Annotated in this window: 12 protein-coding genes; 4 read left to right on the forward strand and 8 right to left on the reverse strand. The window is 45.6% G+C overall.

All coding sequences use genetic code 11. The features are described from left to right. Positions 1 to 5: 5 nt before the first annotated feature. From KCG35_RS10695 to KCG35_RS10710, 4 genes are read left to right on the forward strand one after another with little or no spacing between them, the layout of a single operon-like run. A complete protein-coding gene (locus KCG35_RS10695) occupies positions 6 to 869 on the forward strand; it encodes an enoyl-CoA hydratase/isomerase family protein (RefSeq protein ID WP_215819689.1) in 864 nt (287 codons plus the stop codon). Next, positions 869 to 2,896: an acetyl/propionyl/methylcrotonyl-CoA carboxylase subunit alpha gene (locus KCG35_RS10700; protein ID WP_230409129.1), complete on the forward strand. Its 2,028-nt coding sequence runs from the start codon at positions 869 to 871 to the stop codon at positions 2,894 to 2,896. Before KCG35_RS10695 ends, KCG35_RS10700 begins: the two co-directional genes overlap by 1 nt. Then, positions 2,893 to 3,804, forward strand: a complete 912-nt coding sequence (locus KCG35_RS10705) for a hydroxymethylglutaryl-CoA lyase (protein WP_215819690.1) — start codon at positions 2,893 to 2,895, stop codon at positions 3,802 to 3,804. The genes KCG35_RS10700 and KCG35_RS10705 overlap by 4 nt, the downstream gene beginning before the upstream one ends. A 52-nt stretch (positions 3,805 to 3,856) precedes the next feature. After that, on the forward strand, positions 3,857 to 5,815 hold the full coding sequence (locus KCG35_RS10710) for an acetoacetate--CoA ligase (RefSeq protein WP_215819691.1): 1,959 nt from the start codon (positions 3,857 to 3,859) through the stop codon (positions 5,813 to 5,815). A gap of 21 nt (positions 5,816 to 5,836) precedes the next feature. On the opposite strand, the gene KCG35_RS10715 is transcribed toward KCG35_RS10710, so the two are convergent. The 8 genes from KCG35_RS10715 to acpP form a co-directional block, all read right to left on the reverse strand. Continuing rightward, the gene (locus KCG35_RS10715) at positions 5,837 to 6,616 is read right to left on the reverse strand and encodes a TatD family hydrolase (protein WP_215819692.1); all 780 of its coding nucleotides are present in this window, start codon (positions 6,614 to 6,616) and stop codon (positions 5,837 to 5,839) included. A 91-nt stretch (positions 6,617 to 6,707) separates the two neighbouring features. Further along, positions 6,708 to 7,064, reverse strand: a complete 357-nt coding sequence (locus KCG35_RS10720; RefSeq protein WP_215819693.1) for a PilZ domain-containing protein — start codon at positions 7,062 to 7,064, stop codon at positions 6,708 to 6,710. A gap of 16 nt (positions 7,065 to 7,080) precedes the next feature. Next, positions 7,081 to 8,091 (reverse strand): DNA polymerase III subunit delta', encoded by a 1,011-nt coding sequence (locus tag KCG35_RS10725; protein ID WP_215819694.1) that lies wholly within the window; start codon positions 8,089 to 8,091, stop codon positions 7,081 to 7,083. Then, positions 8,072 to 8,713 (reverse strand): dTMP kinase, encoded by a 642-nt coding sequence (gene tmk, locus KCG35_RS10730; protein ID WP_215819695.1) that lies wholly within the window; start codon positions 8,711 to 8,713, stop codon positions 8,072 to 8,074. Before tmk ends, KCG35_RS10725 begins: the two co-directional genes overlap by 20 nt. An 82-nt stretch (positions 8,714 to 8,795) precedes the next feature. Beyond that, entirely contained in the window at positions 8,796 to 9,842 is a 1,047-nt protein-coding gene (gene mltG / locus KCG35_RS10735) for an endolytic transglycosylase MltG (protein ID WP_215819696.1), read from the reverse strand. Further along, positions 9,839 to 10,687, reverse strand: a complete 849-nt coding sequence (gene pabC / locus KCG35_RS10740) for an aminodeoxychorismate lyase (protein ID WP_215819697.1) — start codon at positions 10,685 to 10,687, stop codon at positions 9,839 to 9,841. The genes mltG and pabC overlap by 4 nt, the downstream gene beginning before the upstream one ends. Before the next feature lie 27 nt (positions 10,688 to 10,714). Further along, on the reverse strand, positions 10,715 to 11,962 hold the full coding sequence (gene fabF, locus KCG35_RS10745; RefSeq protein ID WP_215819698.1) for a beta-ketoacyl-ACP synthase II: 1,248 nt from the start codon (positions 11,960 to 11,962) through the stop codon (positions 10,715 to 10,717). 198 nt (positions 11,963 to 12,160) lie between these two features. Continuing rightward, positions 12,161 to 12,394, reverse strand: coding sequence for an acyl carrier protein (gene acpP / locus KCG35_RS10750; protein WP_027708677.1), 234 nt, complete (start codon positions 12,392 to 12,394; stop codon positions 12,161 to 12,163). Positions 12,395 to 12,470: the final 76 nt, after the last annotated feature.

A 12,470-nucleotide genomic window follows, 5' to 3' on the forward strand; every position in this document is an offset into this window, starting at 1 on the left:
TTGTCATGGAAGCGCTCTATTCATCTGCCTATTTACAAGTCACTTGCCGTAAAGATGGCGTTGCCACCCTTACTTTAAGCCGGTCTCAAGTCCACAACGCCTTTGATGACACCATGATTGCTGAGCTCATTACGCAACTACAGGCGCTGGCTGCACACCCCCAAATCAGATTATTAATCATTAATGGTGAAGGAAAACACTTTAGTGCAGGTGCAGACCTGACCTGGATGCAACGTATGGCCTCTGCTACCCATCAAGATAATATGGCAGATGCGGGCCAACTTGCTACCCTGCTACAAACCGTTAATGACTTCCCTCACCCAGTTATCGGCCAGGTTCATGGCGCTGCCTATGGTGGTGCTGTTGGTTTAGTGGCCTGCTGTGATATTGCTGTGGCAACGCCCAAGGCTTCTTTTTGCCTAAGTGAAGTTAAGCTGGGGCTAGTGCCCGCAGTTATAAGTCCTTATGTGATTCAGGCGATTGGCCCTCGAGCAGCACGACGCTATTTTCTCACCGCAGAAAGCTTTGATGCTGTTATCGCAGAACAACTAGGACTCGTTCACTTAGTCTGTGAAGCTGATGAGCTTGCCACCACCACTGAGCGTTTTATTCAACGCTTACTGAATAACGGACCTCATGCTTTACAGGCAGCGAAACAGTTAATTGCCAATGTGGCTTACCACCCCATTTCACCTGAATTGGTGCGCTATACCCAACAGTTAATCGCAGACATTCGCACCTCTGCTGAAGGGCAAGAAGGTATGCAAGCCTTTCTCACCAAACGACCTCCTGAGTGGCACCTCAACGAACATGCAAAAGTAGCTCAAGGCCAACCTGAAAACGACTCAAACACGGCGAGGTCTGAATAATGCGTACACTCTTGATAGCCAACCGCGGTGAAATAGCCTGTCGCATTATCCATACAGCCCAAGCAATGGGTATACGCTGCGTTGCAGTTTACTCATCAGCAGACCAACATGCCCTTCATGTTCAATTAGCGGATGAAGCTTATGCTCTGGGTCCTGCTCCTGCTTCAGAAAGCTACCTGAACAGTAAGAAAATTATAGCAATTGCCAAACAGGCTGAAGCTGAAGCTATTCACCCAGGTTATGGCTTTTTATCCGAAAATGCTGATTTTGCTGCAGCTTGCCAACAAGCAGGCATCACTTTTGTCGGTCCCCCTGCGCAAGCCATCAGTATCATGGGCAGCAAGCAGGCTGCTAAACAACACTTACAAAAGGCCGACGTGCCTTTGCTACCAGGCTATCATGGGCAGGATCAATCACTCGCGGCCTTTCAGCAAAGTGCTCAAGAAATTGGCTATCCGGTACTACTTAAAGCTGCTGCTGGTGGTGGTGGTAAAGGCATGCGTATCGTTCATCAATCCAGTGAACTCGCCACTGAAATGGCCGCAGCACAACGCGAAGCCCAAAAGAGCTTTGGCGACGATACCTTACTCCTGGAAAAATACCTTGCCCAACCACGACACATTGAAGTCCAGATTTTCATGGATCAACAAGGGCATGGCGTGTCTCTGTTCGAGCGAGACTGTTCCCTGCAACGTCGTCACCAAAAAATCGTTGAAGAAGCCCCCGCTCCAGGCTTATCCGCAAAATTACGTGAGCGAATGGGTGAAGCAGCACTTCGCGCCGCCAAAGCCATTGGCTATATCGGCGCAGGAACTGTTGAGTTCTTAGTCTGTAAAGATGAGCAGTTCTACTTCATGGAGATGAATACTCGCCTACAGGTTGAGCATCCTGTGACGGAAATGATAACAAAGCAAGATTTGGTGGAATGGCAACTACTCATCGCTCAGGGTGAGCATCTCCCCTGTCGTCAACAGCAATTGGCTATTAACGGTCATGCCATAGAACTGCGCTTATATGCGGAAAACCCTCAACAAGGCTTCTTGCCCGCAACAGGAACCATTACCCACTTAGCCTGGCCCGAAATAAGCCATTTGCGCATTGATACTGGTATTCAGCAAGGTGATGAAATTAGCATTCATTATGACCCACTCTTAGCCAAAATTATTAGTTGGGGAGCCACACGTCCAGCCGCAATACAACGCCTGCAACAGGCACTCAGTAAACTGCAGTTATGGGGTATAACCACCAACCAAGGGTTCTTATATCGTCTATTACAGCAACCTGAAGTATGTCATGGCCAAACAGATACCCAGTATGTTGAGCGTGTAGTTTCAAGCATTCAACAGCCGTCTGACCAGCACCGGAATATCGCCCTTATAGGAGCTGCTATCGCCTGGCTCGATGCGCCACGCTCCCCTGTTCACTACCAAACAACAGACCCTTATTCTCCATGGCGTAGTAACCATGCCTGGCGCTTAAATCAACCAAACTTGCTGACGTTAACCCTGCATCACGGGCAGCAGGCTTTTACCATAGCGATGCGTGAAATTGATGCTCAAACGCTGGAAGTTGCCTTAGCCGAAGAATCTCAGGCATACCACTTCTGGCGAAAAGGTAATGTCATTACATTACAGACTACTGACCAACATCGACATTCTCTCATTACTCACTATCAGCTGGGGACATTAGGTGATGCCTCGATTAAGGTGCAATGTGCTGGCGAATGGTTTCACTTTCAACAACAGCGTCATCACCAATCAGCAGAAGATGAAACTGGCTCGGAGCTAACAGCTCCTATGCCTGGCAGCGTTGTTGCACTATTGGTAAAAACGGGGGATGCAGTAACCAAAAACACCCCCTTACTGATCTTAGAAGCCATGAAAATGGAACACACCATCAGAGCGCCCGCTGCTGGGAAAGTCACACGCTTTCACTGCCAACCTGGCGCATTAGTGACTGCCGGCTTTGAGCTACTGGATTTTGAAAGGGAAGATGTTGAGTCTTCAGACAGTGAGGTAACAGCATGAGCTTACCTAGTCATGTTCGTATTGTGGAAGTTGGTCCTCGGGATGGCTTACAAAACGAGCCAAACTCATTACCCATATCACTAAAATGCCAGCTTATTGAGCAGCTTGTTTCAACAGGTATCAGACATATTGAAACGGGTAGTTTTGTTTCGCCCAAATGGGTTCCTCAAATGGCTGATACTGAACAGGTCATGCAGCAACTGCAACGCTCACCCGAGGTGATCTACAGTGTGTTAACACCGAATCTTCGCGGATTTGAGCGAGCACTGAACTGTCAACCCAATGAAATCGCTGTATTTGCAGCCGCCAGTGAAGCATTTAGCAAGCATAATATTAACTGCTCAATTGCCGAAAGCCTGGAACGTTTTATCCCACTGATTGATAAAGCAAAAGCCCAAAAGCTGCGGGTCAGAGGTTATATCTCCTGTACTGTGGGATGTCCTTACACTGGTGATATTACGCCCCAACAAGTCGCCTGGGTTGCCCAACAGTTAAACGAAATGGGGTGTGATGAAATCTCACTGGGTGATACGATTGGCGCGGGCAACCCATTAGCCTGTAAACGGATGTTAGCTGCTGTCGCACACTATGTGCCTCTTTCTCAGCTCGCTGTGCATTTTCATGATACTTATGGGCAAGCACTGGCCAACATCTACGCCATGCTTGAGGAAGGGATTGCCATTGTAGATAGTGCTATCGCCGGGCTGGGAGGGTGTCCCTATGCCCAGGGAGCCAGCGGCAATGTAGCCACTGAGGATGTAGTGTATCTGCTAAATGGATTAGGGATTCAATCCAATATTGACCTTTCATCACTCATAACGGTCAGTCACTGGATTTGCCAACAACTTAATCGCCCCAATCAGAGCAAGGTTGCACGTGCACTCTATTCTCAGCTAAAAAAATCATGATATGACCCGCTAGCGTAACAATAAAAATCAAATGTACGACATTGGGATGATTATGAGTAAACTGCTGTGGAAACCAAGCCAGGCCCGTGTAGCGGCCAGTAATATGACCGCTTTTATGACCAGGGTAAACCATCACTATACGACAACATTAGTGGACTATCCCCATCTCCATGAGTGGTCAATAAAACACCGCCCAAAGTTTTGGTCATTGCTCAGTAAGTTTTATGACATACGCTGGCATCAACCACCTAAGGCCATATTGGAAAATGACCATAACATGCCAGGGGCTGAGTGGTTTAAAGGCGCCACATTAAACTATGCAGAACACTTACTCTCACGTCGTGATCATAAACCTGCGATTATTTTTCGTGGTGAACAGGGCCAGCGTTCGGTGATCAGCTATCACGAGCTCTACCAACAGGTAGCAAAGGTGGCCACAAAGCTTAAGCAGCATGGCATTACTCAGGGAGACAGAATTGTAGGCTACTTACCAAACTGTCCTGAAGCCATTATTGCCATGCTAGCAACAGCCAGTTTAGGTGCAGTCTGGAGCAGTTGCTCACCCGATTTTGGTTGGCAAGGTGCTTTAGACCGGTTTGATCAAATTACACCCAAGGTACTGTTTACCGCGGATGGCTATTTCTATAATGGCAAACACATTGATATTCAGGACAAAGTCTCTCACCTTGTCCAAAACCTGGATTGCTTAGTGCAAACTGTTGTTATCAACTTCGCCAACCCAGGAGCCAAGCCTCCTACTTTGCCTAATATCAGCCATTGGCAAGACTGGCTGGATACCGCTTTACCCACGCCTACACTTACCTTCACCCCCGTCCCCTTTAATGCCCCGCTTTACATTCTTTACTCTTCAGGCACCACAGGCAAACCTAAATGCATTATTCATAGCATAGGGGGCACACTACTCCAACACTTGAAAGAGCTAGGCCTGCATACTGACCTAAAAGATGATGATGTCTTTTTATATTTCACCACCTGTGGTTGGATGATGTGGAACTGGCAAGTGAGTGCACTCGCCTTAGGATTAACCCTGGTTCTTTACGATGGTTCCCCATTTCATCCAACCCCCTCTATTCTTTTTGATATTGTTGAAACTGAAGATGTCAGTGTGTTTGGCACCAGTGCCAAGTATTTATCTGCATTGCAAAAACAGGAAGTAATTCCTGCACAGCGTCACCGTCTCTCAGCCCTGCGTACCTTATTGTCCACTGGCTCCCCCCTGGCTGATGACAGCTTTGATTATGTCTATCGCGATATTAAGAAGGACATCTGTCTATCCTCAATCTCAGGAGGTACGGATATCATTTCTTGCTTCGCCCTCAGCTGCCCAATCCTTCCTGTCTATCGTGGTGAATTACAGTGTATTGGGCTTGGCATGGACGTAGTCTTCATGCGAAACGGTGACCAAGCCAAGGTGAATGAAAAAGGTGAGTTGGTCTGCCGTAAGAGCTTTCCTTCCATGCCAATAGGTTTTTGGAATGATCCTGACCAGCAAAAGTATCATGTGGCTTATTTTAGCCAGCATCCTGGATACTGGAGCCATGGTGACTTTGGTGAAATTACAGCACATGGAGGGGTTATTATTCATGGCCGGGCTGACGCCGTTCTGAACCCTGGAGGTGTTCGAATCGGCACAGCGGAAATTTACCGGCAAGTTGAGACTATTCCAGAGGTCTTAGAATGTATTGCAGTCTGCCAAAGCTGGCAAGGAGATAGTCGTATTGTACTGTTTGTGAAACTAAAGCCGGAGCTGTCGCTGAGTGATGACCTGGTGAATGCCATTAAGCTAACAATTCGTCAGAATACAACGCCACGCCATGTCCCAGCGAAAATCTTGCAAGTTAGCGATATTCCCCGAACCCGTAGCGGCAAAATCGTCGAAATAGCCGTTCGGGAAACCATTCATGATCGGCCAGTAAAAAACACTGATGCACTGGCTAACCCTGAAGCACTTCAATATTTCAAACAAAGGGAAGAGCTACTTTGTGACTAACCCCAAGTCGGCTTGCTTCATTTAAGCTTTTGCCTCTTTAAATAAGCGGAAAAAATTGGCACTGGTTTGCTCAGCCAGTGTCGTTAATGACTCCCCTCTTAATTCAGCCAAAAAGGAGGCAACCGCTGAAACATATTTCGGTTCGTTGGTCTTGCCACGAAATGGAGCAGGAGCTAAATAAGGTGCATCTGTTTCCACCAGTAAACGATCCAATGGAATTTTCTTGGCAACGTCACGGACATTGTCTGCTTGCCGGAAGGTGACAATCCCAGAAATTGAAATATACATACCTAAGTCCAGCGCTTGGCGTGCCATATCCCAGTCTTCGGTAAAGCAATGTAAAACCCCACCAAACTTTTCAATAGTATGGCTGCGAAGTAATGCCAAGGTATCCGCTTTCGCTTCCCGAGTATGAATGACTACTGGTTTATTCACCTGCTGTGCAACCTGTAACTGAGTTGCAAACCGCTGCTGTTGTTGCTGAATGTTCTCCTTGGCATAGTAGTAATCCAACCCCATCTCCCCAATAGCTACCACCTTAGGATGATCCGCCAGCACAACTAACGCATCCATATCAGGTTCTTTGCCATCTTGCTCTAAAGGATGTACTCCTACAGTGGCAAACACATTGGGATACTGCTCTGCAATTGAAACTACCTGAGGGCTGTTTTCCATACTAATGGCAATCGCCAGAAAATGACTGACTCCCTCCTCTTCTGCTGCTTGCATTGCAGCAGATAGGTTATTGTCATAAGCATCCAGTTTTAAACGATCAAGGTGACAATGAGAATCCACTAACATTATAAAAACATCGCTCCCAAGGCTGAGCGTAATAGACACCCAGCCAGAATGATCTGAAGAAAAAAGTGAAACTGCGAGGTATTGGTATGAACTAGAGGGTATGAGTAGGTCGATCAGATTGCAGCGCACCTGCTAGATAGGTTTCAATTTTACTGCGCGCCATATCATCCTGACCATTAAACTGTACACCAATTCCCGCAGCACGATTACCTTGAGCACGTCGTGGTGTAATCCAGATTACTTTGCCAGCTACTGGGATTTTTTCTGGTTCATCCATCAGGTTGAGCAGCATAAAGACTTCATCACCCAATTTATATTGCTTATTGGTAGGAATAAAAAGTCCACCATTAGCAACAAAAGGCATGTAAGCTGCGTATAAAACAGCCTTATCCTTAATGGTAAGTGACAAAATACCGTTACGAGGGCCAAGTCGAGGAGGTTTATTCATGTTACTGCCTTGCTTTTCAGCGTTGAGTCAGACCGCGCCAACGTATGAGAACTCCTTCTATCAATAACGGAAGATTTAAATTGCCTTGGCTTAACAGGTGCTGGTGCTGGATCAGCAGCCAGTCATAATATTGATAGAGTGCTTGAATACCTGCCTTATTAGCAATATAGGTCAACATTGGCGTTACGTCTTTATTTTTGCAACAACTATCACAACCAAGTTGCGAGATTTTTATCATATCGCTTAACCAGTCTAATAGCCAAGTTAAAACGAGTGATAATTCAATGGGTTGCCACTGTTTAGCCAGAGTGACAGGAGAGACCTGTCGCTTCGTAATTGCTTTCACTCCCTCCAAAACCTGCTGGCGAATAGCCAAAGCATCCTTATGATAATAATCACAGGCCAGCAATGGTGCTTGGCTGGCTAGATTTAGCAGTAAAGTTGCAGATTCCTGCGAAAGAGATGTCTCTTGCGCCATTAGCCAGCTCATACCCGTTTGTAGATCAGGAAGGGTAAATTGTAATCGTTGGCACCGACTTTTTATCGTTGGGAGTAATCCACTACTGGTATCAGTAATAAGTAATATTACCGTATTATTACCTGGCTCTTCTAAACACTTCAGAAGTGCATTTGATGCATTGATATTCATTGCATCTGCAGGACGAATAATAATAACCCGATAACCACCCTGCTGTGCCGTTTTACTGGCAAACCCAAGCAAGTCTCTAACTTGATCAACCCTAATGGGCTTGCCTTCCTGTTCTGGAGAAACCACCAAAAGATCCGGATGCGTATTCGCTTTCAGTAATTGACAGATTTTGCAAACTCCACAAGCTGTGCCATTGACGGCATTTGAGCAAAGCAATACAGAAGCAATACGTTGTGCAAACTGAAACTTACCTAGCCCTTTGTGACCTTCCAGTAAATAGGCATGCGCCATTCGCCCCTGTTGATGCTGTTGGTACCAGTGCTTCCATAATGGTCCCTGCCAGGGTAGAGATAGTTCATTACTTACCGAAAAACTCATCAAGCACCTGTCTGATTTGTTGCTGAACATCAGCTAAAGGCTGTCCAGCATCAATAATACGAAACCGCTCTGGATATGCTTTTGCACGAGCTAAATAGCCCACTCGCACACGCTCAAAAAAATCGTGCTGCTGCTGCTCAAAACGATCACTTTGTCCTCTTTTAGCCACTCTCGTCATGCCTACCTCAACAGGTAAATCTAATAGCAGTGTCAAATCTGGCTGAAGTGCCTGCTGAACAAGCGCTTCTAAAGTCTCAAGTACCGTCGTTGACAAACCTCTACCTGCTCCCTGGTACGCAAAGCTGGCATCCGTAAAGCGGTCGCTAACGACAACCTTGCCTGCATTTAGCGAGGGTTTTATCACCTGAGCCAGGTGTTGTGCTCTGGCCGCAAACACTAACAATAACTCTGCATTTGGATCCAATGCTTCATCAGCATGGTGAAGCAGTAACTCTCTAACTTGCTCTGCAATTGGAGTCCCACCAGGCTCACGAGTTTTAACCACAGAAAGACCACGCTTTTTTATATCGTCAATAATAAAAGCCAAGTTAGTCGATTTTCCTACACCTTCACCACCTTCTAGAGTGATAAACGAACCTATTTGCTTGTGCTGCTCAGTCATAAAATTTTTCTAGTTTGAGTTACTTTCAACGTTGATGGCATTTGCGATTCAAATAACATCAAAAAAATATGCTGTGGTATCACTAATTAGCTTGAGGGTTTGAACGGTAATCCTGCCGGCGACGAAGCTGATACTTACGCACGGCACGATTATGCTCTCTTAACGATGATGAAAAGTGATGACTGCCATCCCCTTTCGCCACAAAGTACAAGCTATTTCCTGGTGCTGGATGCAGTGCAGCCTGGATAGCTAATTTTCCAGGAAGAGCAATAGGTGTTGGGGGAAGCCCCAATATACGATACGTGTTATACAATGTATCTTGCTGTAAGTGCTTGCGTGTTAAATTGCCTTCGTAGTGCTCACCTAAACCATAAATAACTGTTGGGTCTGTCTGTAAGCGCATATTTTTTTGTAGTCGCCGAACAAAAACACCTGCAATTGCTGGTCGCTCTTCTGGTACACCCGTTTCCTTCTCAACGATAGAAGCCATAATTAATGCTTCATAAACATTTTGGTAAGGTAAGTTCTGAGCACGTTTTGGCCACTCATCTGCCAATGTGCGCTCCATCTTTTCATAGGCTCGTTTTAGCAATGCAATATCTTTTGTTCCTGCGGTATAAGCATACGTATCAGGAAAAATTAGCCCCTCTGGATGACTGTATGTACTTTTAAACCCCAACAACTCAGGTAAATCTTGCCATTGGTCCGGGGTAATGGTGTGCTCAACTTTTGGTGCTTGAGCAAGCACCTCAAGTACTTGGCGAACTGTCCATCCTTCGACAAAGGTAATCGCATACTGGCGTGTTTTACCACGTACCAATAAGGCTATCAGCTCATCTACTGTACTATGAGCAGGCACTTCGTATTCACCCGCCTTAAGTTGTAAAGCTTTACCACGATACCGAACGTACACTTCAAAAGACCAAGGCTCTTTCACAACCCCTTGGCTAACAAGTTGCTGACCCAGCTGCCTGACAGAAGTCCCAGAGTTAATAGTAACATTAAGAGACTGTTCATTATTAAGTAGCTTTTTTTGGCCATAGCCTTGCAAATACAAATAACCGCCAACTGCTACACACACTACTACCAATGTGACTAATAAAGTTGACCACAAAAAAAATCTTTTCATCCCAGTACTTCTATTAAGGTCTGTTGCCAATATTGAGTCATGTGCCCGATAGGCCAGCATTTTTGTTCTGGCCAACAATGAGCTTGATAAGCTCGAACAGGCCAGATCCCCAGCACACTATTACACACAAACACTTCAGTTGCCGTGAATAACATCGCTAATGTGACGTTTAGCACTTCAACAGGCATCCCTCGTTTTTCAGCCTGCTCAATAATAAAAGCGCGACAGGTTCCCTCAACCCCACAAAGACTCAGATCTGGAGTTATCAATTGATTATCACACACCAGAAACACATTGCTCATGGTTGCTTCAACCACATGACCAGACTGATCCAGCACAAGTCCTTCCCCATACTCTGCAGTCTGCCACTCCTGTCGAGCAAGCACCTGCTCCAGCCGGTTTAAGTGTTTAATACCTGCCAATAACGGCTGATGAGCAAGACGAGTTGTACAGGGGAAAAGATGTATACCTGCTGAACAATTAGCGGCAGGATAATCAGGATAGGGGTAAAGCTCAATAAGTACTGTAGCTGGGCCACTCCCCAGTGGACTATAACCACGCCCACCTCCTCCACGGGTAACAATTAACTTAGCTACCCCTAATTCAGCAGGGTGTTGTTGGCAGGCTTCAAAAATCCAGCACTCAATGTCGGCCAGGTTACAAGAGATATCCAACCGTGCCAAACCATTGGCCAGACGGGTTTTATGCAAGTGCCAAAGCGAAGGCTGTTGATTAACAACCTTCATCGTTTCAAAAAGTCCATCACCGTAACTAAGGCCACGATCACCAACAGCTATATATTGACAAGGCTCACCATTCAACCAACACCCCAGCTGCTTTGCCATGACTCCCTCTTACACTAGCGTTACCAACTAACCCTGCTCATAGCAAGAAAAAATCAACGTACCATTTGTACCGCCAAACCCAAAGGAGTTTGACATCGCATGACGAATGAGTAAGAGCTTAGCATGATGAGGCACATAATCTAAATCGCACTCATCATCAGGATTATCCAAGTTTATTGTTGGTGGTGCTATCTGCTGATTTAGAGACAATACGGTAAACAAAGCCTCAACAGCACCCGCTGCACCCAATAAATGGCCTGTCATTGATTTTGTTGAACTAATGGCAAGTTTATAGGCATGATCAGCAAAAACACTTTTAACAGCACGGGTCTCTGCTACATCCCCCACGGGAGTTGATGTTCCATGAGCATTAATGTAGTTAATGTCAGCTGGATTAAGTTTCGCATCCTGAAGAGCATTCTTCATAGAATAGGCGGCACCTTCACCTTCCTCTGTTGGGGCTGTAACATGGTACGCGTCTCCACTCATGCCAAAGCCAGTCAACTCTGCATAAATTTTTGCCCCTCTACGCTTTGCATGCTCCAGTTCTTCCAAGACTAAAACACCTGCACCATCACTTAACACAAAACCATCACGGTCTTTATCCCAAGGACGGCTGGCCTGTTGAGGGCAATCATTTTGGGTAGAAAGTGCACGTGCAGCACCAAAAGCAGCCATCCCTAACCCACAAGACGCCTTCTCTGCACCACCGGCAACCATAATATCGGCTTCACCATACATTATATTCCGGGCTGCCATGCCCAAACAGTGGGTTCCTGTGGTACACGCCGTTGCCAAAGCATAGTTTGGTCCTTTTAAACCAAAACGCATTGAAACCTGGCCACTCACCATATTTACAATTGAGCCAGGGACAAAGAAAGGGGATATTCGTCGTGCACCAGACTCAACTAGAACTTGTGCATTTCGCTCAATTGTGGACAAACCACCAATGCCTGAACCTATTGCAACCCCTATACGGTGTGCATTTTCAGGTAACACAGAAAACTTAGCGTCATAAATCGCTTGTGAGGCTGCTGCGATACCATACTGAATAAAAACATCGACTTTTCGAGCCTCTTTTGCTGACATGTAAGCTTCAATATCTAAGTTTTTAACTATGCCAGCAAAGCGGGTATTCAAGGATGGAACATCAAGATGTTCAATTGGAGAAATGCCGCTTTTACCTGCTAATATATTTTGCCAGCAACTTTCGACATCATTGCCGAGTGGACTGATTAAACCAAGACCGGTGACCACCACTCTTCTACGAGACACCTAAGCTCTCCTCTCTATAATATAACAATGCCTTTAGAACAGCTGTATACTTCTAGTATCGTATGTATATGGCAAATGTCGTATTCTTAAGTAGAATAAAACAGATCATTATTTATACGCGCAAGCATTACTAAATAATATAAAAGCCGCTCTACACAATGCAGAAGCGGCTTTTATTTGATCGAAAACTAGAAAAAATTACTGATTAGCGATAATGTAATCAATCGCTTCTTGTACAGTAGTAATTTTTTCTGCTTCCTCATCAGGAATTTCAGTTTCAAACTCTTCCTCAAGGGCCATTACCAACTCAACAGTGTCCAGTGAGTCTGCGCCAAGATCTTCAACGAATGAAGCATTGTTAGTTACTTCTTCTTCTTTAACACTAAGCTGTTCACAAACAATTTTTTTTACGCGCTCTTCAATGGTACTCATACCTAGTTTTGCTCCTATGTAAACAGATGCAGCCTTGCTGCTGTGTAAGTTTATAAAACCGACTGTAAAAAGTGCA

Origin of the sequence: Zooshikella harenae (assembly GCF_018837975.1) — a bacterium.
Classification (GTDB): domain Bacteria; phylum Pseudomonadota; class Gammaproteobacteria; order Pseudomonadales; family Zooshikellaceae; genus Zooshikella; species Zooshikella harenae.